At 58.0% G+C, this 23,522-nt stretch carries 16 protein-coding genes; 11 read left to right on the top strand and 5 right to left on the bottom strand.

All coding sequences use genetic code 11. The features are described from left to right. Positions 1 to 453: 453 nt before the first annotated feature. Positions 454 to 2,916: an ADOP family duplicated permease gene (locus tag XX99_RS21875; protein ID WP_050061555.1), complete on the top strand. Its 2,463-nt coding sequence runs from the start codon at positions 454 to 456 to the stop codon at positions 2,914 to 2,916. A 74-nt stretch (positions 2,917 to 2,990) separates the two neighbouring features. Here the strand turns inward: XX99_RS21875 and XX99_RS21870 are convergent, their stop codons facing one another. Continuing rightward, the gene (locus XX99_RS21870; protein ID WP_231581555.1) at positions 2,991 to 6,386 is read right to left on the bottom strand and encodes a TonB-dependent receptor; all 3,396 of its coding nucleotides are present in this window, start codon (positions 6,384 to 6,386) and stop codon (positions 2,991 to 2,993) included. Positions 6,387 to 6,889: 503 nt separating this feature from the next. Here XX99_RS21870 and XX99_RS21865 point away from each other — a divergent pair. From XX99_RS21865 to XX99_RS21855, 4 genes are all read left to right on the top strand, one after another. Then, positions 6,890 to 7,930 (top strand): LacI family DNA-binding transcriptional regulator, encoded by a 1,041-nt coding sequence (locus XX99_RS21865; RefSeq protein WP_050061554.1) that lies wholly within the window; start codon positions 6,890 to 6,892, stop codon positions 7,928 to 7,930. A 337-nt stretch (positions 7,931 to 8,267) separates the two neighbouring features. Then, positions 8,268 to 8,402: a hypothetical protein gene (locus XX99_RS28440; RefSeq protein ID WP_260315376.1), complete on the top strand. Its 135-nt coding sequence runs from the start codon at positions 8,268 to 8,270 to the stop codon at positions 8,400 to 8,402. A 20-nt stretch (positions 8,403 to 8,422) separates the two neighbouring features. Beyond that, on the top strand, positions 8,423 to 8,869 hold the full coding sequence (locus tag XX99_RS21860) for a VOC family protein (protein ID WP_050061553.1): 447 nt from the start codon (positions 8,423 to 8,425) through the stop codon (positions 8,867 to 8,869). Positions 8,870 to 9,149: 280 nt separating this feature from the next. Further along, positions 9,150 to 10,193 carry an arabinan endo-1,5-alpha-L-arabinosidase gene (locus tag XX99_RS21855; RefSeq protein WP_050061552.1) on the top strand — a complete coding sequence of 348 codons (1,044 nt, stop codon included), beginning with the start codon at positions 9,150 to 9,152 and terminating at the stop codon, positions 10,191 to 10,193. Here the strand turns inward: XX99_RS21855 and XX99_RS21850 are convergent. Next, entirely contained in the window at positions 10,190 to 11,569 is a 1,380-nt protein-coding gene (locus XX99_RS21850) for a DUF3863 domain-containing protein (protein ID WP_050061551.1), read from the bottom strand. The genes XX99_RS21855 and XX99_RS21850 overlap by 4 nt on opposite strands. Positions 11,570 to 11,950: 381 nt before the next feature. Here XX99_RS21850 and XX99_RS21845 point away from each other — a divergent pair, with 381 nt between their 5' ends. Next, positions 11,951 to 13,618, top strand: coding sequence for a CRTAC1 family protein (locus tag XX99_RS21845; RefSeq protein ID WP_184084997.1), 1,668 nt, complete (start codon positions 11,951 to 11,953; stop codon positions 13,616 to 13,618). Positions 13,619 to 13,653: 35 nt separating this feature from the next. On the opposite strand, the gene XX99_RS21840 is transcribed toward XX99_RS21845, so the two are convergent. Both XX99_RS21840 and XX99_RS21835 read right to left on the bottom strand, forming a co-directional pair. Next, positions 13,654 to 15,303, bottom strand: coding sequence for a CRTAC1 family protein (locus XX99_RS21840; RefSeq protein WP_050061549.1), 1,650 nt, complete (start codon positions 15,301 to 15,303; stop codon positions 13,654 to 13,656). Positions 15,304 to 15,497: 194 nt separating this feature from the next. After that, a complete protein-coding gene (locus tag XX99_RS21835) occupies positions 15,498 to 16,784 on the bottom strand; it encodes a DUF418 domain-containing protein (protein ID WP_156186150.1) in 1,287 nt (428 codons plus the stop codon). 234 nt (positions 16,785 to 17,018) lie between these two features. Here XX99_RS21835 and XX99_RS21830 point away from each other — a divergent pair, with 234 nt between their 5' ends. The 5 genes from XX99_RS21830 to XX99_RS21810 all read left to right on the top strand — a co-directional run bounded on the left by XX99_RS21830 (position 17,019) and on the right by XX99_RS21810 (position 20,773). Next, positions 17,019 to 17,885 (top strand): DUF4097 family beta strand repeat-containing protein, encoded by an 867-nt coding sequence (locus XX99_RS21830; RefSeq protein WP_231581554.1) that lies wholly within the window; start codon positions 17,019 to 17,021, stop codon positions 17,883 to 17,885. A gap of 317 nt (positions 17,886 to 18,202) precedes the next feature. After that, positions 18,203 to 18,931: a molybdenum cofactor biosynthesis protein gene (locus XX99_RS21825; RefSeq protein ID WP_050061546.1), complete on the top strand. Its 729-nt coding sequence runs from the start codon at positions 18,203 to 18,205 to the stop codon at positions 18,929 to 18,931. 128 nt (positions 18,932 to 19,059) lie between these two features. Beyond that, positions 19,060 to 20,001 carry a VWA domain-containing protein gene (locus XX99_RS21820; protein WP_231581553.1) on the top strand — a complete coding sequence of 314 codons (942 nt, stop codon included), beginning with the start codon at positions 19,060 to 19,062 and terminating at the stop codon, positions 19,999 to 20,001. A gap of 88 nt (positions 20,002 to 20,089) precedes the next feature. Next, a complete protein-coding gene (locus tag XX99_RS27475) occupies positions 20,090 to 20,359 on the top strand; it encodes a hypothetical protein (protein ID WP_156186148.1) in 270 nt (89 codons plus the stop codon). Between the two features lie 9 nt (positions 20,360 to 20,368). After that, the gene (locus tag XX99_RS21810) at positions 20,369 to 20,773 is read left to right on the top strand and encodes a putative toxin-antitoxin system toxin component, PIN family (protein WP_050061544.1); all 405 of its coding nucleotides are present in this window, start codon (positions 20,369 to 20,371) and stop codon (positions 20,771 to 20,773) included. Positions 20,774 to 20,850: 77 nt separating this feature from the next. On the opposite strand, the gene XX99_RS21805 is transcribed toward XX99_RS21810, so the two are convergent. Continuing rightward, a complete protein-coding gene (locus tag XX99_RS21805) occupies positions 20,851 to 23,445 on the bottom strand; it encodes a PBP1A family penicillin-binding protein (RefSeq protein ID WP_156186147.1) in 2,595 nt (864 codons plus the stop codon). Positions 23,446 to 23,522 lie beyond the last annotated feature (77 nt).

Below are 23,522 nucleotides of genomic sequence, written 5' to 3'. Positions count from 1 at the left end.
TGTTGATATCAACATAAGCTATCGAGCCGTCCGGAAAATCGGCCATATCGAAAAAGATACGCACTTGCGGAAATTCGATAGGCGCCGATGCAAGCGACGATAGGGTGAAGATTGACAGCAGAGATCGTCTTGCGCTTGAGAGACTGCAGAACCCCATAGAGCCTGTTATGCACTTTTGGACAGCGTCGCCGGGAGCCAATTTTTTTGGATTCTAGAAGTGAGGAGCGACGAATATCGGGAATCTTCGAGCGACGAGCGACAACGAAGCCGGAAAAATTGGCCCCGGCCCTTCGGGTTGCGGCGCAAAGCGGTCCATACTTCGTTGTCGCCCTCGGCGGTGGGACCGCCACAGCCTTCGGACGCCGTCTCGTCTGGACCGCTTTTCGCTCGCAACGACAACTGCCCAAAAGTGCATGACAGGCTCTAAACCAAGCTGCCCGAATGGAGATCGTTATGTCATTCGTTCGTGATTTGAAAATCGCCATCCGCTCGCTGTCGCGAGTTCCGGCGCTGTGGATCACCGTTGCCCTGACGCTGGCCCTCGGCATTGGAGCCAACGCAGCCATCTTCAGCGTGGTTCGCGCGGTACTTCTGCGCCCGCTCGCCAATCGCGATGAGGATCGCCTGCTTTACATCCGCCAGAGCGCTCCCGGCATCGGCGAGAGCAATGCGACTTTCTCTGTTCCTGAAATCCAGGATCTCGGCAAGGGCCTGAAGAGCATCACCGAGCTCGGAACCTTCTCCGAGATCAGCTTCACCGTTGTGGGTCTCGGCACTCCGCGTGAGATCCATGCCGGCGTAGTCGATGGCAACTACTTCGATGTGATGGGTCTGCGTCCCGTGCTGGGCCGTTTGCTGACCTCTGCCGACGATGGCCCCAACGCCGCCGGTGCGGCCGTGCTCACGTATCGGTTCTGGAACACATCGCTGCACTCCGATCCCGGAGTGATCGGGAAATCGGTGCGTCTGGAAAGCTTCGCAGGCCCGCGCACCGCGGTCATCGTTGGAGTGCTCGAGCCATCGGTGCCTTATCCGGTTGAGACCGAGATCATCGCCAACGTGGTCACCAGCCCTCATCATCTCTCCGCAACCATGGTGACCGGCCGTGAGCATCGCATGACCGAGGTCTTCGGACGGCTCGCGCCCGCTGCCAGTCTCGACACGGCTCGAGCCGAGCTGCGGACGGCCTACTCCGCTATGGTGGCCGCGCATCCTGAGGTCTACAAATCCAGCGATCACTTCCAAATCGATGTGAAGCGGATGCACGAGCAGATCAATTCCCGCGCGAATACCATCCTGTGGATCTTGTTCGCCGCATCCGGCCTGCTGTTTGTGATCGCCTGCTCCAACGTTGCCAATCTGGTGCTCGCACGAACCGTGCGCCGCGAACCGGAGCTGGCCGTGCGCTCGGCGCTGGGTGCAAGCACGGCAGCTTTGCGCCGATCGCTGCTGGCCGAAAGCATCGTTCTATGCGGAAGCGGAGCATTGGCTGCGTTGCTCATCGCTGCTCCCATGGTGGCAATCCTGGGGCGCTATGCGTCGCGCTTCTCGGTGCGCGCTGACGGCTTGACCCTCGACTTCAGCCTGGTGTGGTTCGGAGTGATTCTTTCGCTGGCCGCCGCTGTCTTTCTGGCCTTTGTCCCGCGCCTTCCCACTGCCGATGTGTCGCGAGGCCTCGGTCTGGCCAGCAGCGGAACGCGCGTCGCAGGTGGAAGCAGCCGGCGCCTTCGCATCTTTGCCGTAACGCAGATTACCGCCTCGTTCCTGCTGCTCGCCGGTGCCGGCGCGTTGATGAGAACGCTCTTTGTGCTCGAGAAGACGCAGCCGCAATTCGAAACCGCGCGTGTTCTGGCGGTGAATCTGCCTGTGATGTCCTATGGCCGAACTCCGGAGCAGGTGAGAAATTTCTATCGCGACGTGCAGCAGCGTGTGAGCGCCCTGCCGGGAGTCGCGCATGTGTCTTCAGGGTTCAGTGTTCCATGGCGCGATGGCCAGGGCCTGGGCATAAGCTTCTCCTTCGCCGTGCAGGGCGCGGTGCGCAAGAATGGTCTCGACGATTTGCGTGCCCGCTTCCGCTCCGTCTCGCCGGGATTCTTCGAAACACTCGGGATTCCCGTTCAGGAGGGCCGCGATTTCCGCGACACCGATAAAGAGGGCTCCGAACCCGTGGTCATCATCAGCCGAAGCGTCGCGCAGACCCTCTTCCCGGGTCAGCAGGCGCTGAATCGCGAATTGCGCTGGACGGACGGTGTGATGAAGTTCATCGGCATCGGCACCGAGCCGCGCAGGATCGTCGGCGTCGTCGCCGATATTGACGATGAGAACATCATCCCCTCGCCGGCCATGACCGTCTATCAGCCCTCTGAGCAGGAGGGATGGAATGGCCGCCTGTTCGTGCGCACCCAGGGCGATCCGTACACCCTCGTGCCGCTCATCACCCGCACCATTCATAACATCGCAGCCGATCAGCCGGTGGAGCGGGCTAACACGCTCGAAGATATTCGCGCGGAAGTGCTGACACCCAACCGCCTCAATGCCGTCGTCTTCGGCGGCTTCGCCGGCGTCGCTCTCCTGATCTCTGTGGTTGGAGTTGCCGGCGTTCTCGCCTTCTCGGTAAGCGGACGCACGCGCGAGTTCGGCATCCGCATGGCTCTAGGCGCGCAGCCGCGTAGCATCCTCACCAATGTTCTCGCCGAAGGCCTGGTGATCGCGTGCATCGGAGTGGCTGCAGGATTTGTCGTTGGCCTGGCCTTCGCGCGCATCGTAAGCAAATACGTGGCCGAGGCGCAGCCCCCGGGCATCCTCGCCTTTGTCGCATCAGCCGCAGTGATAATAGCCGCGGCCATCGTCGCATCGGCTGTGCCCGCCGCGCGCGCTGCACGCATCAATGCCGTAGAGGCCCTGCGCTCCGAATGAGGATCAATCACCGCAAGAAAAATGGGAATGCCGTCACCGGCATTCCCATGAAAAATGAACTACATCCTCGCTATTTAGAACGCGTAGCGCAGGCTGAACTGCAGCTCGCGATCCGACGCGTAGGTATTTCCCTTCGAGGTCACCTCACCAAACGTTGAGCTGGTAGGGTTGCTCTGTGGCGCATCCAGGTTGGGATGGTTGGTGAAGTTGAATGCCTCGGCCTTGAAGGTCAATACATGATTCTCCCTGCCGGGGATGATATGGATGTTTTTCAAGAGAGCCATGTTCCAGCTCTGGAAGCCAGGACCATAGACCAGATTGCGGGTGCCGCGCGGGGCCAGCGTTCCCGGAGCCGGCTGCACGAAGACTGTCGGGTCGAACCAGTCGCCCGTGCTTCCGTTTCCGCTGAAATGTTTTTCGATATGCGGGGCGCGTGTCACATCCCACAGCTGCGTTCCCGCTCCTGGTCCCACTCCAGCGAAGTCATCCCCCGTGCCGATCTGGATGGGAATTCCCGACTGTGCCTGGGTCACACCGGAAGCCTGCCAGTTGCCAAGCACGGAGCGAACCACTCGATTGCTCGCGTTGGTCCCGTATGGAATATCCCAGACATAGTTGACGACAACGATGTTACGAATATCGAAGTCGCTGGGGCCGTAATTCGGTGCAGGATTGTAGACGTTCGGAAGCTCATAACCGACACTCGATCCGAAGTCCATGCTCTTCGACCACGTATACGCCACACCGAACAACACATTCTTGGTCATGCGGCGTTTGAGGTTGACTTGCAGCGAATGATAGATCGAGCTTCCGCCATTCGAGTTCTGCAAAATCGTCGAGAATCCCTGATAGGGACGTAGAGCATCCGGCGCGATTACATTCGGATTGGCCTGCACCGTACCCGGCTGGAGCTGGTTGATGTTCTCCAATTGGGGCAGGTGAATTCCTCGCCGTCCGACATAAGCCATGGTGAGTGTAGCGAAGCCGGGGACATCCTGTTCGACCGTGGCATTCCAGCCCCACGATTCCGGATTCGGAAAGTTGTAAGCCTGCGATGAAAGCGCCAGAGGCAGAGCATTTGTGCCTGCGCCTCCCGGGTTATCCGCGGATCCGGCGGTGACCGTCTCGCTGTCCTGGAAGGGTGCATTTCCACCCACCTGCACCTGGTCGCTAACACCCAGACGCTGGACGAAGCGGCCGGCTCCAGCCCGCACCACGGTCGTTGGAGTAAGTTGATACGTGATGCCGAAGCGCGGCTGAACATCCGACCATACGGTCTTCGAATAACCCGCGCCGAATCCGCGAAAGAGATCCTGAAATTGGCCGCTGAGAATGTTTGCCGGCAGATGTCCTTGAGCAGAGCTGGGAAATCCACTGCCCGGAATCACCACGCCATCATAAGGATCGCCTCCCGTAGCGAATCCCGTCGTGGGATTCACGGTTGGCGCGGTTGCGGGGTTATACGAGCCTGGATTGAAGACCGATTGATTCCTCCACAGAGCGTAGTAAGGCTGGATCACGCTGTATCGCACGCCATACTCCAGCACCATCTTCGGCGTGGCGCGCCACTGATCCTGTCCGAAGCCTTCGTACATATGCCCGCGGAAAAGCGTATAGGTCTTTTGTCCGATTTCGCCGTAGGTATCGAAGAGGCCGAGCGCGGTATTTGCAACCGCCGCGTTGGTTGTTGGATGGCCCGTGCGCGTGTCAGTAAAAATAAACTGACCATTCTGATTATTCGTCGCGCCGGGAGTCGTGCTGCTCACGCTGATCTGGTCGTTATCGTTTTCTCCCGAGTATTGCCACACCCCGCCAAAGACCAGTGTATGTCTTCCTAACACCTTGGTTAGGTTATCGGCAAAGTTGAAGATGGGGCCGCCGGAGTGCGAGGGATAAGGACCGCCATTGAGTGTGGTGAAGTTGGCGATCTCGATCGTAGGTATCTTGTTGGGCGTCTCTTTCTGTGCCCCCGGAAACAGATAGGGATAATCGATTCCGTACAGAGCACGGTTATACAGGCCGCTGGATAAGTCATTGGTGATGGTGACATGATCGGCAGACGCCGAAAACGTCGCATCATTCACGGTCGTCGGACTGATCGTCCATGTGTAATGGACGATGCCCACCTGGTTCGGCCAGTTCCACACCTGAGGCAGTTGCGTGAAGTTGCTGGAGAAGGGACTTATCTGGTTGTAGTTGTAATTTAAGACGCTGAAGCGGATGTGGTGAGCCTCCCCCGGCGTATAGTCCAGGACCAGCGTGTCCTTCCTCTGATTTTGCGGGTAGGGCTCGGAGGCCTCCCAGTTGAAGCCGTTATTACCCGTCTCGTTCGCCGCAGGATACGCATTGAGCAAGCCGATTCCGTTAGGGCTGAGACCGGTTGTGATTACATTGTTCGGATAGGGAACGCCCGTCGCCGGATTCACGATCTGCACCGGCTGCTGATAAAAAATATTCGGCCCCAGCAGCTCGCTGAAATTTCCCTGGCGCATCAGCGCAGTCGGCACCGTGCCGGTCTGCGTTGCATTTTGCCGGTAGCGAAGAAACTCCTGTCCCGCTTCGAAGAAAAGCTTCTGCTTGCCCTGATTGAAGAGGTGCGGAATGTATACCGGTCCGCCGAGATTCCATCCAAACTGGTTGAAGCGAAATGGCGGCGGATGTCCGTTCAGCAGCGCCTGGTTCGACTGATTCCTCGTCCACGTGTTCGCGTTGAAGAAGGAGTTGCGCAGGTACTCATATCCGGTGCCATGGAATTGGCTCGTACCGCTCTTGGGAATCTGAACGATCACACCGCCCGAGGTCCCGCCGTATTGTGCGGGATAAGTCGTGGTCAGAATCTGGACCTGTGAGATGGAGTCGACATCGGCAACACCGATCGTCGTCCCATCCGCGCGAGTGCGGATCATCGGTGCTCCGTCCAGCGTGACCAGACTCTCGTTGCTGCGTGCTCCATTGATCGTCGGACCGCCAAAGTCAGGAGTGAAGTTGAAAGAAGACAAGGGCGCATTGCGGGCAACACCCGGCTCCAGCTGCGAGAGATAGATGGGGTTACGGCCGTTGAGCTGAATGGAGCGCACCTGCTCGCTCGTGACTAACTGTCCTACGGCAGCGGACTCAGTCTGCAGCGTATTCGCATCGGCCTGCACCGTCACCGTGGTGCTCGACTCGCCGGGTTTGAGCGCGGCGTCATAGCGGCTGCCGATGTTCGGATCGAGATGCGTTCCTCTCTGCTCCACGGTTCCAAAGCCCTTTGCCTCCACCTTCACCGTGTAATCTCCAGGCAGCAGATTGGTGATGGTGTAGGAACCCGAATCATTCGTCTGAACCGTACGCTCTTCTCCGTTGGCATTGTTGTGCGCGGTCACGCGTGCATTCGGTACCACGGCTCCGGTTGGATCGGTCACCGTTCCGCTAAGTGAAGAGAAGTTTGACTGCGCATTGGCAATCGGGGGCGATAACTGCAGAAACACCAGAAAGAATGCCGCCGCCACTGACATACGACGACGAAGAAGAACACCAAACGGGGGAAAATCGTAAATCCTGACGATGCAACTCAGAATGAAAGATTGAAGGGAATTGCTCTTCACCATAGTGTGCACAGCACCTCCACAAAGACAGCTTGTCGTTTTTTGTTTGCGTGGGAACTTACAAGACATTCGGGACTGTTTCGCAAATTGGGAACGTTCCCAAATCGCCTCAAATAGTAAAACTGCTCTTCACTTTGTCGTGATAGCACCTCCACACAGATTGGCTTGCCTTTTCGTGCTGCAGATTCTGCGTGATGCTGAGAAGCAGCACTTGGATTGGGAACGTTTCCAGCCTGCCGCCAATATTAGAAAGGTTGTGAGTTAACTGTCAATAATTTGTTCCACAGGCGTCTATTCGCTGCATTCCATTGGCGAGCGCATGGAGTTTGTGAAACCATCCTTGCGAATGGAGTGGACTGCATGGATCTGGGTGATTCGGATCGTCAATGAGTAAGAGACACGCGCAGCCCACCCTCTCTGACGTTGCTCGCCTCGCCGGCGTAGGCGTCGGGACGGTATCGCGCGTCGTGAACGGCGGAATTAATGTAAGCCCGGAGACATTCAGGAAAGTCGACGCCGCCATCCAGCGGCTTGGCTACAGGCCGAACCACGCTGCCCGCGTGCTCAAAGGGGGACGCACCAAGACCATCGGCCTGCTGGTGCCGAGCATCGCTGACTCATTTTTTGCGAGCTGCGCAGAGGCCGCAGGCCGAGTGGCCAGATTGCACGACTCGCTGCTGATCGTCTCCGTCACCAAAAATCGGCACGATGCGGAGATGAACAGCCTCGACGTGTTGATGAGACATCGGCCCGATGGGTTGCTTCTCGTGCCGTCGAGTTCTTCCCAGACGGACTTATCTCGTTTGCTCAACAGAAGCCCGATTCCAGTGATCACCTTTGACAGACCGCTCCCTGGAAGCGGCTGCTCGAGTGTGCTCACCAACAGCTTCGAGTCGGCGCGAGAGGCAACCGCGCATCTGATTGGACATGGCTACAAGCGCATCCTGTGTTTTGGCGGTGAGCCGGAGCTGTACACCATTGCGGAGAGAGTGCGCGGCTATCACAAAGCAATGGAGGAAGCCGGCCTGCCTCCCATGATCGATACGAGCCTGGGGCCTGACGCAAGCCGGGCATCCTCGCTGCTCGCCGTTCATCTCAAAAGCAAACGGCCTCCCGACGCCATCCTCACCCTCAAGAACAGCTCAACCATCGGCACCTTTCAGGCATTGCAGGAGCTCGGAGTTCCGGTGCCCTCGCGCGTGGCGCTGCTCGGCTTCGACGACTTCGAGCTGGCGACGACATTGCGGCCCGCGATCAGCGTCGTGCAGCAGCCGATCGAAGATATTGGCCGAACCGCCGCCGAGCTGCTCTTCGCACAACTCGAGGGCGCTTCCCGCACGAAGACCTCAAACAGGCTCAAGCAAAATCAGGTGATACTCGCCAACCGATTGGTGATACGCCGTTCCTGCGGATGCGGCTCCGTCTAGAAGCCGTCTGGACCGCAATATCCAACCAATACTTTGGTATGGATCGATACTTTAGTCCAATGGATTCGCCGCTGCGCTTCTGCCAATCTCGCCTTGAAGAGTCACCGCTCGACATGGAAGCGAGCACGAAATGAACGGCACAAATGGACTGAAAGATGCCACAGCGTGACCGCTCCTGTCCCGTCGAGCACCCTGAGTGTGAATGTTTTTACCGCCCCGGGAAAAGCTATGGTCGGCGAGCGGCCAAAGCCCTTCGGCGAACCGCTCGGCTTTGACCCGGCCACGTCGACGTTAATCTTCGGCAAGCACGATCGGACTGATCGTCGCTGGAGACGTTGTGTACAACCAATGCCGCATGTACGTCGGCGACACCAACTCCAAAACCCGAAAGAACTGGATCGAGGCGCTCGACCGGTTGGCGGCGCTGAACCCGTCGATTGTTATCGTCCACTTCAACTACATACGAGCATAGTCAATCGAAATGAGTCATCAATGAGCAGCGTACAAGTCGAGCAGAAGAGCTATGAGATGCCCCCGCGAGAGGGGCTCAGCATCGCGCATTTTCTCACCGTCGCCGACATCAAGCGGTCGGCTCGCTACTACGAAAAGGTCTTCGGCGCTCGCATTCTGAGCCTCGGCGACGGCGATGCGCCTGGATACCTTCAGCTTGCGAATATCTGGATGATCCTCAACGTCGGGGGCGGCCCGACCCCCGACAAGCCGACGGTAACGCTCAGCGTCCCCGACCCGAGTCACATCAACAGCTTTTTGAATTTCCGAGTTGCGGATATTCAAGCGTGCTACGAGCTATGGAAAAGCCGAGGAGCAGAGTTCATCACAGAACCTATCCCCAAGTATGGCGAGACGCGCTGCTACATCCGCGATCCTGACGGATATCTCATCGAGGTCGGACAGAGCACAGACGTCACGTACGGTTGACGCTCGGCCCGGAAAAAGCATTCCGGAAGAAGCATTCCAGATAAAGCATCAGCATTGGAGCCAACCACTCTGCATAGGCTCCTTCAGCGCGCGCGAAAACTTCACCCGAGACCCTTCAATCTGCCCAACCTCATCGAGTCCTCGCTCATCACTCAGGATTTCTATGCGAAAATTAGCCCGTTGCGCAGCTACGATGGGGCGACAGCATTCCACCGGTATCGGAAGTGTCTATCGTTATTTCCCGCGTGTTGCTCAATTGGAGCAAAGAGAGTGGCCGGCCATGTCTCGTATTCTGAATCTATTGCTCTCGCTGAGCACATCCCTATTCCTGCTTATGCCTCTCACGCAGGCGCAGTCGCCAGAGGCACTCCGGCTTTCTGGAGATGTCCAGGGAACCCACGATCCCTCCATGATTCATGCCGGCAACACCTGGTATGTCTTCGCGACAGGCAAGGCGTCCGACGGAGGACAGTTTCAGATTCGCTGCTCCAACGATCTCCATGCGTGGAAGCTCTGCGGCCACGTCTTCGATCAGATCCCGGAATGGATTCAGAAAGAGAGCCCGGGCACGAAAGAGCTATGGGCACCCGACATCTCGTATGCAAACGGCGAATACCAGATTTACTATGCCTACTCGCTCTTCGGAAAGAATACCTCCGGCATTGCTCTGATCACCAATAAGACACTCGATGCATCGAGCCCGGACTATAAGTGGATCGACCACGGCCTGATCCTGAAATCGACCGAACAGGATGATTACAACGCCATCGATCCGAACTTCATCGCCGACGCGGAAGGCCATCACTGGCTAGCCTTTGGCAGCTTCTGGAGCGGCATCAAGATGCGGCGCCTCGACGACCAAACCGGTAAGCTCTCTTCTGTCGATACCAAACTCTATTCGCTCGCCAGCCGTGCCCGGCCTGCGGACGCGGCCCCTGCACCTCCAGGATTGCCGCCCGACTGGGAAGCAGTGGAAGCGCCCTTCGTGGTCCATCACGGCAATTACTACTATCTCTTCGTCTCCTGGGACCTGTGCTGTCGCGGCCTGAAGAGCACTTATCGCACCATGGTGGGACGTTCCCGCAGAGTCACCGGTCCCTATGTCGATGAACAAGGACGCGCGATGATGGATGGCGGCGGCACGCAGTTGCTGACCGAAAACAAGAAATGGCTCGGACCGGGCGGCGAATCAATCGTGATGCAACCGAACGATCAGGATCTTATCGTCTTTCACGCATACGACGCGACCACAGGCAAGCCTTCGATGCAAATCTCGACCATCACATGGGACGGAGATTGGCCGCACGCTGCGTTGCAAAATTAGTCTGTTACTTCTGCTCGACTCAAGTTTTTGAGCTGCGGATATCGGGCAAAGATGCGATGCTGATCATCGGGCGACAGCTCTCCCAGGCGCTTCGGCTTGTCCTGAGGACGAATGCCCTTTTGATTTAAGACATTCATCAGGCTCCATTCACGCTGAGGTGATTGAGGCTCTTCAGCCTTCAGGTCATAGCGGGTAAAGTCGATAGCTAAGGCAGGAGCATCTTTCGTCCAGTCGCGGAGCAGCGCCAGCCGAAACTCCTCATTCATGAACCATTGAATTTCCAGATTCTTCTCTGAGCCCGGAGCGCCAGTCCCTTTCTCATCGAAGCGGTAGTTGAGCTTCTCATTGTTGGGATTGTTCTTTCTCCACTCCAGTCCAAAATCACCTTCCGTCGTAACCTTGGTATCGGGCCATCTCTCTCGCACCGTCTCAAGCCAATAGGTCAGGTCTTCGTCGTGGCCGATCGATGTTTCCCATATAGCCGTCACCCAGCCGAAGCCATTCATCGCATAGCCGCCGTCAAAGTGTATTGCGGTGGTGTCCATCATCTCGCGGCGGCCTGCAACTACGCCCAGGTTTCCTACAGTCTCAATCGGGCCCACGCCCAGGCGACTATTGAAGCCGCCTTCAAAGCCATTTCGTCGGGCCGCGAGAAAATCACAGGTCCAACCATCCAGGCAAACACAATCGATGAAATCACTCGCCCCTTGTGCCGGCTTGAGGTAATGCTCCCTGCTGGGGTAGTAGGGATAGCAGATGCCGCCGTCGCCATCTCCGTTATCGATACCGTGTTGACTCCAGATCTGCCCCTGGCAAACATGAATCCCTTCGTCCTGAGCGAGCAGGCGCTGATTCTCCGCGTCCATGAATCCCGCGATCAGGCATTGCGGCCGATAGCCGCCGCCCACCATCTGCGATACCTGCCCCAGCGCGTCGTGGATCGTTTTTCTGTTGTGTTCACGCGTGTCGAACATCGGAGCGAAGTAACCGCCGGGAATAAAGGTGATCTCGTCGCCATAGCGATCGTGATACGAAGCAAGCAGACGCCGTGCCTCCTGATATTCTTTGCGATTGTCCTGGAGCGCGAGCCAGCTGATGGCCCATGTCATGCGGCCATCGGGGCAGCCCGCAGCGAAAGCGGCTCGACGTGAACGAATTCGCTCCGGCCGATTATCGATAGCCTCATCTTCGCCAATGGAGCGGGTCGGCGTCACCTCGATCTGGTTCACACGCACGATGGAGACGTGGGTAAGAAACCGGCCGCGCATCGTTGACGATCTCGCAGCTTGCGCTTCCACCCTTGCTGCAGCTCCTGCAAGCGCGAGTGAAGATGCCGCAACTGCCGCTTGGCTCAGAAAATGCCGTCTCGTCCACATCGTGCTCACTCAAGGCTCCTGTTCTATAGCCGCATTCCAATTTCGCAAATCTTGACGCACCGCAATCCTCGGGCATCGATCAGGCACTCGTTGGAATCTTACACTCGCACCATGCTGCATACTGATGGTGTGCGGAGAGAATCCATCTCTGCAGCCCGGCCATCAGGAGTGCGAGATATCAAAATTCGCAATAAGGCGCAACGATCCGCTGCCGCCGCTGTCCCGTATACTTTAGCTCGGAAGCGTCTCGAATTATTTACTCGATGCACGCAAGGAGCAGCTATTTCCGTCGTCGGTAAAGGTAAGAGAACGCCCATTCGCATTCTCACCTGGATTGAATGGACCATTCTTCATCGGTTCGTCTTGATCCCGATATTGCTCTTGTCGATTCCTACGCCGGCGAAAGCACCAGCCCAGCAGATCGCGCCCATCCATTTCCGTGACATAAGTCAGCAAGCTGTACTCCAGGCCTCGCCGCCGTCCAATGATGAAAAACACTACCTCGTCGAGATGATGGGTGGAGGCATCGCTCTCTTCGATTGCGATAACGACGGCAAGCTCGACATAGCCGTCGTCAACGACTCAAGCATCGAGCACTATCGCAACGGCGGCGATCCCATGATTACCCTCTACCACCAGGATGCCGATCTAAAATTCAGCGACCAGACTCAAGCAGCCGGATTGACCGCGCGCGGGTGGGGAATGGGGATTGCCATCGCCGATTACGACAACGATGGCCTTCCCGACATTTATATAACCGGCTATGGACACAATGTTCTCTATCGTAACCTTGGCGGTTGCAAATTCAAGGACGTCACAGCCGAAACCCACACCGCCGGCGGGGGCTTCAGCGCCGGCGCAGCCTGGGCCGACTACGATCGCGACGGCCGCCTCGATCTTTTCGTCTCGCGGTATGTCGACTCCGATATCGATCACCTTCCCAAAACTGGCATGTCCTCCTTCAACTATCAGGGTTTAGACATGGAGGTCCCGGTTTCCGGTGGAGAAACCGATTTGCTCTTCCACAATGGCTCTGGCAATACCTTCGAGGAAGTTGCGAAGAAGGCCGGCGTCGACAATCCCGATAAAAAACTTGGCATGGGTGTCATCTGGTCCGACTACGATCACGACGGCTGGCCCGATCTATTCGTCACCAATGACATGGGCCCCAACTTCCTCTACCACAACAAGCACGACGGAACCTTTGAGGAAGAGGGCATGATCTCCGGCACCGCACTCAGCGGCGAAGGCCGCACCATGGGCAACATGGCGGCCGATTTCGCAGATTACGATCACACCGGGAAACTTGGCCTCATCGTCACCCGCTATGGCTATCAGCCTATGACTCTTTATGCGAATCAGGGCAACAGCGAGTTTAAAGACGCAAGCTGGGACGCCGGCCTTACCCAGTTGAAGTATCAGCCCGTACGTTGGGGCGCAGGCTTTGCCGACTTCGACAACGACGGCTGGCCAGATCTCCTCGTCGCCAACGGCAATGTAACCTCGCTCGTCGACAAGCTACCGAACGATTTGAAGTATCGTGAGCCTCTCCAGCTCTTTCGTAATGGCGACGGGCACAAATTCTCGGAGATGGCCAACGCCGCCGGACTGAACGATGGTCCGATGTACTCCCGCCGCGGCACGGCCTTCGGAGATATCGATAACGACGGCAGCATCGATGCAGTTGTCTACAACGTTGGCGCTCCACCATCCATCTTTCTCAATGACACTCGCAACGCGAACCATCGCGTTCTCTTCAAACTTATTGGCTCGAAGAGCAATCGTGCAGCGGTAGGAGCCCGCGTCACTGTGATCACGGCAAAGATGAAGCAGGTCGACGAAGTACGCGCCGGTGGAAGCTATCTCTCAACCAACGATTCGCGCCTTCACTTCGGCTTAGGCTCGGACGCGCTGATGAAAGAGGTCGACATCGAATGGCCCAGCGGACAAAAAGAGAAAATAACCAACATTGCCACTGACGCTATTTATGTGATCGAAGAAGGAAAGGGAATCACGCAGTCAACAAAGCTCCATGCGCCGCCCAAGTAGCTCCGTCACACCGAACAAAGCGAGAGGGAACTGACTTAAGGATTGAGCGCAACCTTCGCAGTCACGCCCCGGCCTTCGACGAAGGTGTAGATAAAATCCGACGCTAGATGAGGAAACGACTCCGTCTTCCCACTCGGCCAGACGATCTGTATCGAATCGATCGTCTTTGCTGCTCCCAATCCGAAATGCAGCCGCGGATCATTGGAGGAAAGATAGCTCCCGCCCGCCCGTTCTTCCTGAAACTGCGTCATCCCGCCGGCATGCACCGTCACGCGCGCCCCAACTCCCGACCGGTTGCTCTTGGTTCCTTCCAGCGCGATGAGCACAGCATGTCCCGCATTGGGCGTCCGGTTCAGCAGCAGCGTGGGAGGCCCGTCTTCATTGAGGATCAGAACATCCAGCTTGCCATCGTTGTTCACGTCCCCAAAGGCGGCGCCGCGCCGCGACAGCAGTGGTAGTTTCGTCAGCGTCTTCGAAATATCGGTAAAGGTGTGATTGCGATTGTTGTGGAAAAACTGAATAGGCTGTCGATACGCTGCCGATCCGGGAATCGCATCTGCCTGCGGAAACACATGGCCGTTGGTGAGGAAGAGATCGTCCCATCCGCTGTTCGTGAAGTCGGCGAGCGCCGTGCCCCATCCGACATAGGGATAAGTCGGGCCACCCACCCCGGCGCTCGCTCCGATATCTTCGAAGGCTCCATCGCCGTGGTTGAGATACAAGGCGTCCGGCTGGAAAGCATAAGTCGAGACCGTGAGGCTCAGATGCCCGCTGTGATCGAAGTCTTCCGCATCCACGCCCATCGATCCGCGCTGCTTGCCGTTGCCGTCCAGCGCCGTTCCTGAAAGCAGGCTGACGTCCTCGAAGGTGCCGTCGTGTTGGTTATGGTAGAGATAGTTCGCCCCAGAATCGTTGGCAACATATAAGTCCGGCCAGCCATCCCCATCGTAGTCGAACCACAGCGGCTGCATGCCATAGGCTCCACCGGGATTGTCCACATGCGCTTTCTTCGCTATCTCCTGAAAGGTGCCGTCGCCGCGGTTCCGATAGAGAAGGTCGGTTTCGCCGGGTAGCCCTAAAGGCCCGCACTGCACGGGTAGATTCATTACCGTGCATGACGCCTGCTTGCTGCCGAACTCCGGCAGGTGGTTCATATCCAGTCGAACATACCGTGCCACGAAGAGATCCAGATGTCCGTCGCGGTCGAAGTCGCCCCACGCCGCTCCGGCGCTGAATCCGCCGCCGCGAAGTCCTGCTTTCTCCGTTACGTCTTCGAATTTGCAACCGCCAAGGTTACGATAAAGAACATTGCCGCCGTAGCCGGTGACAAAGATATCGGGCCTGCCGTCGTTGTCGTAATCGGCCACGGCAACGCCCATGCCGAATCCCTTATGCGTGAGCCCTGCGCTCTTGGTGATGTCAGTGAAGTGGAGATTCGCATCCTGATGGTAGAGTGTGACCAGCGGATCGCCGCCCTTCTGGTAGCGATCCACGTTCGATCCATTCACGGTTACGATATCGAGTTTGCCGTCGCCATCGCAATCGATGAAGCCCACTCCACCGCTCATCGATTCGACAATGTACTTCTTCTCCGGCGACGAAATGTGGGGAACAGTCAACCCCGCCTTCGCTGCGATGTCCTCAAACAGCGGCGCCGACTGCCCGCTTGCGACGGGCGTCAACATCGACAGGGAAGTACAAACTATGGAAACTACTGCGGCTTCCAAAGACCGTCTATAACTTCGAAACAATACCAGCATCCGGCCCGTCGCCACCTCGTCTGGCATTGTATTGACTGGAAGACGAGGTAGCCAACTCTAAGCGCCGGGCATGACTCACACTTGTACATTCGAAACCGCAGATGGCGCGTGAAGGCAGACTACGATGCCGTTCGCCGCATCGGCTGCGGCTTCCAGTAGGTAAGCGATCGCCATACCCACTCCAGCGGCCCGAACTGGAAGCGCGCCAGCCACAGCGGCGAAATAATCAGCTGCAGCGCCCAGATGGCCAGCACGATCTCAAACTGTCCCACCCGGCTTATCTTGCCAAACAGTCCCAGTCCCCATCCGTAAAACAGGAAAGTACACAGCACTGTATCCAGGATGTAGTTGGAAAACGCCATGCGTCCCACCGCAGCCAGCCGTCGGCGTACGCCGGGCAGCCATCCCTTCTGGCAGATCAGCATCACCAGCCCAATCCAGAAGAGGCAAACCAGCAGGCTCGCCCAGTAGTTGTACTGGAAGTCCAGAAAGAAGCACTGCCGCAAATCCCAGTGGTGAGCAAACTCCTGATGCATGCCGAAAGCGATGATCGGCAATCCCGCCAACAGTCCCAACGCCATGAACCCGTAGTACATTCGTGCCGGAAGCTTGGCGCTGAACACCTCCAGCTTGAACAGCCCCATGCCTACCAGCATCAGCCCATAGGCTCGCCAGAAGGCCAGCATGACGTTGCCCTGCAGCTGCATGCCAATATTTTGAACCACGCGATCCTCTTCTTCGGTCAGCCAGCCCGCCCGGTAAGTGGCCAGCTCCTTCTGTACCGCCGCCTGCGAGGGAGCCCAAAGCTGCTCTCGTATCTCCTGCGCAGTCTTCTTCGGCCAGTAGGGAAACGATGCGTAACTGCCGACAAACAGTACCGTCGACACCGCGGTAAAGAGCAGCCCCGTGACGATCAGCCTGCGAGGCTTCCACTGCCTCGCCAGAAATGCGACGGCCCCGCCCAGCGCATACGTGAACAGAATGTCCCCAGGCCACAGCAGATAGCCGTGCAGGCAGCCGAAGAGCGCCAGCCATCCCATCCGTCGATAGTGAATCGGTCCCGACCGCCGGCCCTTCGCTTCGACGCGGCTGGTCATCAGCAGAATCCCCGCGCCGAACAGCATCGAGAAGATCGACATGAACTTGAGGTCGGCAAACATGAAGGACAGATACCAGACGTCGTAGTTCCATCCATGCAGATCGCCGTAGGTAGTCGGATTCAAATACGCCGCACCGATCATCGAGAAATCCTGGATGTTCATGGCCAGAATTCCCAGCAGCGCCACGCCGCGCATCACGTCGATCGAGGCAATCCGTTCCTTGCTCGTCACCGGGCCGGCATTTACGACCGCCGTCGGATCGTCAGGAACAGATGCGGCCGTTGGCAACGCACTCGAAGTCGTCACGAATTCCTCCTAAAGTCCGAATGGCCATGAAGTCCGGACAGTCATAACTCCGGACCACCCTATCGAAGCGGGTCCACGAAATTTTAGCGTCTTCCAGCTGATGCGGCCGTGACATTCGTCATCCGAAACCCAGTTCATCTCGGCAAAGTTGCCGCTGACGCCTTTTTTTTTTGCGACTGCTTTTCGATTGAGGGAACCGCTGCCGCCCGGCTCCCGTATCTGCCTGGCATGAAGATGAAAATCGCTCTCGCCGCCCTGGGGCTCGCTGCAGTGACAACTTTAAGCGCCCAGGCACAGGATTCCGAACACTCCTGGTCGAAGACCTACGCAGTTATCGGCAGACCCACGCTCAATTTCGAGACCTCCGATGCCAGCGTCGATATCCGCTCCTGCGGAGCCTGTCGCGAGATTCGTATCCACGTTGAATTGGAGGGGAAAAAGCTGAGCGACTATCGCCTCGATGTGAGCCAGAGCGGCGACCAGGTCCACTTTCTCTTCAAGGAAATCCAGCATCCCGGCGTCCACATCGTCTGGCGCAAGACGCAAACTCGCGTCACTGTCGAAACTCCTGCCGATCTCGCCTTGGAGGCGAAGACCGCTGACGGAAATGTCCATCTCTCTGATCTACAGGGCGAGATCGGTCTGACCTCTGGCGACGGCAACGTGACGCTCGATCACTTATCGGGCAACCTGCGCGTGAAATCGGGTGATGGCCAGGTCAACATCGCGAACGCATCCGGCGCGATCGATGCCCGCACCAGCGACGGCAATCTCACTGTCGATGGTGTCTTCCACGCCGTTACCCTGCATACCAGTGACGGCCGGCTCGACGTCAGTCTTCGCAACGGCACGAAGCTCACTGAGCCATCGAGCATTCAATCGTCAGACGGTGGAGTAGCGCTCCACCTCCCGCAAGCTTTCGCCGCCGATCTCAACGTGCACACCAGCGATGGACATGTCGATTGCGCCCTCCCCCTCACCATGGACCACTACCACAGCAGCAGCGGTGACGGCCGCGAACTCCACGGCCACCTGAACGGAGGCGGTGTGCCGCTCACCATCCACACCAGCGATGGCAGCGTGAAGATCGATCAGCTCTAGGAGCTGGCCACAAGCGAGGATACAGGGTCGTCCGATCTGGATGATGTATTGACGAGATCGAAAATTGACTTGGAAGCAGGGCCTGTTAACGCCATTCGTCCCAATGGCATGAACAGGCCCTAGCTTCGTTTCTGGGAAAATTTCGGTTGGGTTGAGAAGAGAATCTACAAGACCTGATACTCGACCCAACGCAGGAGGGTACGGGGCGCCTCTCAAGAATCGGAATCCACTTGCCGATCCTTTGATCGTGGCAGCAAAATGCAAATGGCGCCCGAACGATCAGGCTCCCGTCTAAGCATCAGTATTCTGAAAGAAGCATGCGCATCAAACTCCTCCTCTTTGGCATTCTCCGAGACTTGATCCCCGACCTGGTTTCCCGGAAAGACGGCGAACTCGAACTCCCCACGGGCGCAACCGTTGCCGACCTGCTTCAAACCTGCCGCCAGTCGCTTGCCGGGCACGATCAGCTCTGGGCTTCCTGTGCCGTCGCCGTGAACCGCGAATATACCGCCGCGGCCCACGTTCTCCGGGAAGGCGACGAGGTCGCTCTACTGCCGCCGGTGAGCGGAGGCTCCTCCAGCGTTGCCGTGGGCAATATCGTCCACCTCACCCGTGATCCCATCGACACCCAGCAGATCGTCCGCCTCTTGAAAGATGGATCCGACGGAGCCGTGACCATCTTCGACGGCATCGTCCGCAACAATACGCATGGCCGTAGAACCCTCTTTCTGGACTACCAGGCCTATGAAGAGATGGCGTTGAAGCAGATGCAGGAGCTTGCAACGAAGTCCATCGCCGAGTTCAAGGTCCGCCAGGTAGCCGTCGTCCATCGCCTCGGCAAGCTGGAGATCGGAGAAACCAGCGTGCTGATCGCCGTCGCCTCGGCCCATCGCGGAGCCGCCTTCGACGCCTGCCGCTGGCTTATCGACACCCTGAAGAAAACAGTCCCCATCTGGAAGAAGGAACACTTCGAAGATGGAGCAGTATGGGCCGATGGCGAGCCTTTCCCTGCAGAAATTCTGAGCCAGCCGGAGCCCAGGCTATGAGCCGAATGCCCGAGGAGTCTCCCGCCAAAGAGAATTCTATTCATGAAGGGTACGGGCTTCAGCCCGTACATACCGAAGCGCAAGAGAGTGGGGCTTTAGCCCCGGAGGGAAAGACCTCGAAGCGTTTCTTGGCTACTCTCACAATCTGGATTGGTCTGATCTTGCTCGTCCCCATTGCAAGGGCCCAGCTCGCGCCCAACATCTACGGCCCGCCGGCGCAAAGCCCGCTGCCGCCCATCCAGGTCAATGTTCACCTGGTAAATGTATTTGTCACTGTGACAGATGCAAATGGAGCGCCCGTCCCCGGCCTTGGACAAACCGACTTCGCCATCACCGAGGACGGCCATCCCCAGAAGATCGCATTCTTCGAGCGCGATACAGGAATGCCGCTCTCCATCGTGATGGCCATCGATACCAGCGGCAGCGTGCACAAGGATCTGGCCATCGAGAAGAATGCTGCGCACAACTTCATCCACGCCCTGCTGCGCCCGGTCGATCAGATGGACCTGATGGACTTCAACTCCGATGTGCGCGAGGTGGTGTCTTTCACCAACAACATGCATCGCATCGATTCCGGCCTCGAAAATCTTTCCACCGGCCCGGCAACCGCTCTCTACGATGCCATCTATCTGGCCTCGCAGAGCCTCGCCTCGCGCCGCGGACGCAAGGTTCTCGTACTCATCTCCGATGGCGGAAACACGGTGAAGGGAACGGACTATCCGCAGGCTCTGGAACAGGCCTTACGCGGAGAGGTGATGGTCTACAGCATCATCGATCTGCCTATCATGGCCGATGCCGGCCGCGACACGGCGGGTGAGCACGCCATGATCACGCTCTCCGAACAGACCGGCGGCAAGTATTACTACGCCGAGGGTGGCAACCTTGAGGCGATCTTTCACAAGGTGTCGGAGGACCTCCGCACCCAATACCTCATCGGCTATTACCCAACGCGCCGCATCGCCGATTCGCAGTTCCGCGCCATCAACGTGACCCTCACCAAGCCCTCGCCAGCCCGCGAACCTTACGTCATTCGCAACCGCACCGGTTACTACGCAAACACCGGCCAGTAACTGCTACCCTTCGCCTTTTATGTGACAACATGCCACCAAATCCCCTAAAATTTTAGTGTTAGAGGTATATCAAGTTTGAGTGGAAGCCATGATCCACAAAGCTAAAGATCTTTCCCCCGATCAGAGGGCCGTTGTCGAGAATCTTCTCGGTCGTTCTGTCTCTGAGGATGAAGCCATCAGTATCCGGACAATTGCGCCCTCCTTTGCCCCCGAGTGGCTTCAAAAATCGTGGAAAAGCGCCAAATATCTCGGCCTGGATCGACTCTCCGCTGATGAAATCGACGCCGAGATTGATGCTGCAAGAAAACTGCGCAGTGCTGACGGGCAGCCCCCTGACGCAATAATCCGGGAACAATGATAAGAGGCAATGACTAGGGTCGTTCTCGACACCAATATCGTCATTTCTGCCTTGTTAAATCCGCGAGGCTCGCCTGCTCAGGTATTTCTGAGCGCCATATCTGAGCCTGACGTGCTCCTTTGCGTGAGCGGCGATATTTTCGCCGAATATGAAGAAGTCATCCGGCGTCCACGCTTTAACCGCAGTGCTGGCGAAATCGATGCTGCGCTTCAAACGATTCGTGAAGAGGGATGGTGGGTAGAGCCTCGCCAGCGGGTGAAAGCCTGTTCCGATCCCGATGACGATAAGTTTTTGGCATGTGCGCAGGCGGCCGATGTACATTACCTTGTCACGGGAAACTCAAAACACTTTCCCGCGGTGTGGTTCAACACGCGCGTAGTGACAGCCCGCGAATTTGTCGACGCCATCTTATAAGTAAGCACCCATGCCGAACGCCCCATGTCTCGCTCTAGAGAGGTAGGCCTTCACAACACCGCTCGCGTCGATATCTGCTACTGCGGCTGCGCCTGGGGCTGCGGCTGCTGGGTTTCATCCGGGTCCTGCTTATCCTTCTTGCCGCCAAAGATCCGGCTGAAGAATCCGCGCTTCTTCTCTTTCTGGTACTCCTGCTGAAGCACGGACTGAGCCGGCTGTTGCGGCGTTGCAGGAGTAGCCGCAGCCGGAGGCTGCGATGTGGGCGCGCTAGCTGCTGCGCCTCCCGGAACCGGGCCCGGGTTGGCCGGCTTCTCACCTAGCCCAAAGATCCGCTGGAAAATATTCCGCTGATCTCCACTGGCGTGGTCGCATGTGTCGGTCGGCTGTGTGCCTTCGAGGAAGGTCGCAGTGTAGTCCTCGGTGCAGCTCGCGTCGGCCAGCAGATTCGTTGCCTTATCCAGCTTCACCTGCACCAAGCCCTCGGGCGGAACGAAATCCTTCGTGTCGGAATACTGCGGCAACTCGACTGCCTTCTTCATGAAGGCTGCCCAGATGGGAGCCGCGGCATGCGCGCCTTCAATCTTGATGTCGGTATAGTCGTCGTTGCCCACCCAGACGATGCAGATCAGGTTGCTGGTGAAACCGGCGAACCACGCGTCATGCGAGGTTCCCGTCTTGCCTGCGGCCGGAGCCCGGAAGCCCGCCGCGCGCACCACTTCCGCCGTGCCGTGGTTGATCACGTCCTCCATCAGAGCGGTAGTTAGAAAGGCAGCTCGCGGATCGAGCACCGGCTTGGTGGCCGGCGTGTAATCCGATATCGGATCGCCATTCGGGCTGCGCACCGACGACACCATCCAGGGATCGATCTTCACTCCGTTGTTAGCGAACACCGTGTAAGCGCCCGCCATCTGCAGCGGAGTCGCATCATACGCGCCGATGGCCATCGCCGGTGTTCCTCGCGCCGAGGTGATGCCCGCCTCGCGAGCCAGCGAGGCGACGTTGTTGTAGCCCACCATCTCCGCCAGCGAGATCGTCGCGTTGTTTAGCGACCGCTCCAGCGCCTCGCGCGCCGTCACCTGGCCAAAATATTTGCCCTCGAAATCTTTTGGGGAATAGGTCTGGTTGCCGGCAAAGGTAAAGGTAGTCTGCTCATCGTTCAGAATCGTGACCGGCGTGAAGGTGGCGCTGGCTCCATCGGAATTGGTAAGCTGTGCCCCGGCCAGGCTGGTGTTGAATGCCGCAGCATACACGAACGGCTTGAAGATGGAGCCCGTGGGACGATGCGACACCGCATGATTGAACTGGCTCGCGCCGTAATCCCGGCCACCCACCAGCGCCAGCACCTCTCCTGTATGCGGATTCAGCGCAATCAAAGACACCTGCGGATAAACGATAGGCGTATCGTCGCCGGCCTTCACCCGCCGCGCGTGCAGCCGTTCCACCTGCACATCGACGTTCTTCATCTGCTCGGCAACCGCTTCCGTCGCCGCCCGCTGCAAGTCAGGATCGAGCGAGGTATAAATCCTCAGTCCCTCCTGGTTGTAGTCGCTGTCGCCCAGCCGCTGCGCCAGCTGCTCGCGCACCAGATCCACGAAGTACGGCGCTTCGCCCGCATCCACCGCGCCCGGAGCCAGCTTGACCGGCGTGGCCTTCGCTTCTTCCGCCTGTTCCTTGGTGATCGAGCCCGTCTCCACCATCGCATCCAGCACCACGTTGCGCCGGATCGTCGCGCGCTCCACGTGGCGGTAGGGATTCAAGCGGCTCGGGCTCTGGATCAGCCCCGCCAGCAGCGCGCACTCGGGCAGATTCAACTGCCGCACGTCTTTGCCGAAATAAGCCTGCGCGGCCTCGCCGAAGCCGTTGATGGAGAAGCTGCCGCGCTGTCCCAGCGGCACCTGGTTCGCATAGATCTCGAAGATCTTCTGCTTCGAGAAGCGGTGTTCCAGCTGGAAGGTGATGACGATCTGCAGAAATTTGCGTTTGAACGTGCGCTCCGGCGTGAGGAAGAACATCTTCGCCAGCTGCATGGTCAGCGTCGACGCGCCGCCCGAATATCGGCGGTCGCCGCGCAGATCGTGCCAGGTCCAGCCCACAATGCTGTAGTAGTCCACTCCGCCGTGTTCAAAGAAACGCCGGTCCTCGATCGAGGTCACCGCCTGCACCACGGTCTTCGGCAGCTCGTCGTAAGTCACCAGCCGCCGCTTCGTGCGGCTCTGGTCGGAGAGATCGGTTACCAGCAGCGGCTCCAGCTCATAGGCTTCCAGCTGCTGTCCGTTGGTGCCGGTGATCTGGCTGATCGCGCCCTTGTCGAAGGTCACCGTCGCTGCGTCCGGAGCATGAAACGATTGCGGCCCGGGATGGATCGTGATGCTCTCCGCGCCCGCGGAGTAGGTGCCTAGCGAAGAAGCCTTGCCCTCGCCGTCAATCGAGTAGCCGGCATCGCGAAGCTGCTGCGCAATGAAGCGCACCGTGTACTTCTGCCCGGGCCGAAGCTCCGTGGGAGCGGCATAAATTTTCGCGGTATTGGCGAAGAGCGGCTTCTCCAGCCGGTCATCCACGATGTGCTGATATTTAAAGTAGAAGAAGCCGAAGATCGAGGCGAAGACGAGGAAGCAGAATGCCACCGCCGCGCCCGCGACGAGAAGGACCTTCCGCGTGAAAAGGGACTGCATAGCAGCGGATCGCGAAATCGGCCCGGCGAGTTTGATTTTTACAGCCAAACGGGATTCTCTTTCAACATTCTATCGAT

The organism is Silvibacterium bohemicum (assembly GCF_001006305.1).
In the GTDB taxonomy this organism is placed as follows: domain Bacteria; phylum Acidobacteriota; class Terriglobia; order Terriglobales; family Acidobacteriaceae; genus Silvibacterium; species Silvibacterium bohemicum.
This window is presented reverse-complemented; position numbering and strand designations above follow the sequence as displayed.

What these genes read in the sequence shown, in the direction of transcription:
- XX99_RS21875 (WP_050061555.1), top strand. Translation starts at nt 454, where the DNA reads ATGTCATTCGTTCGTGATTTGAAAATCGCCATCCGCTCGCTGTCGCGA.
- XX99_RS21865 (WP_050061554.1), top strand. Translation starts at nt 6,890, where the DNA reads ATGAGTAAGAGACACGCGCAGCCCACCCTCTCTGACGTTGCTCGCCTC.
- XX99_RS21860 (WP_050061553.1), top strand. Translation starts at nt 8,423, where the DNA reads ATGAGCAGCGTACAAGTCGAGCAGAAGAGCTATGAGATGCCCCCGCGA.
- XX99_RS21855 (WP_050061552.1), top strand. Translation starts at nt 9,150, where the DNA reads ATGTCTCGTATTCTGAATCTATTGCTCTCGCTGAGCACATCCCTATTC.
- XX99_RS21850 (WP_050061551.1), bottom strand. Translation starts at nt 11,569, where the DNA reads ATGTGGACGAGACGGCATTTTCTGAGCCAAGCGGCAGTTGCGGCATCT.
- XX99_RS21840 (WP_050061549.1), bottom strand. Translation starts at nt 15,303, where the DNA reads ATGTTGACGCCCGTCGCAAGCGGGCAGTCGGCGCCGCTGTTTGAGGAC.
- XX99_RS21830 (WP_231581554.1), top strand. Translation starts at nt 17,019, where the DNA reads ATGAAAATCGCTCTCGCCGCCCTGGGGCTCGCTGCAGTGACAACTTTA.
- XX99_RS21825 (WP_050061546.1), top strand. Translation starts at nt 18,203, where the DNA reads ATGCGCATCAAACTCCTCCTCTTTGGCATTCTCCGAGACTTGATCCCC.
- XX99_RS27475 (WP_156186148.1), top strand. Translation starts at nt 20,090, where the DNA reads ATGATCCACAAAGCTAAAGATCTTTCCCCCGATCAGAGGGCCGTTGTC.
- XX99_RS21810 (WP_050061544.1), top strand. Translation starts at nt 20,369, where the DNA reads ATGACTAGGGTCGTTCTCGACACCAATATCGTCATTTCTGCCTTGTTA.
- XX99_RS21805 (WP_156186147.1), bottom strand. Translation starts at nt 23,445, where the DNA reads ATGCAGTCCCTTTTCACGCGGAAGGTCCTTCTCGTCGCGGGCGCGGCG.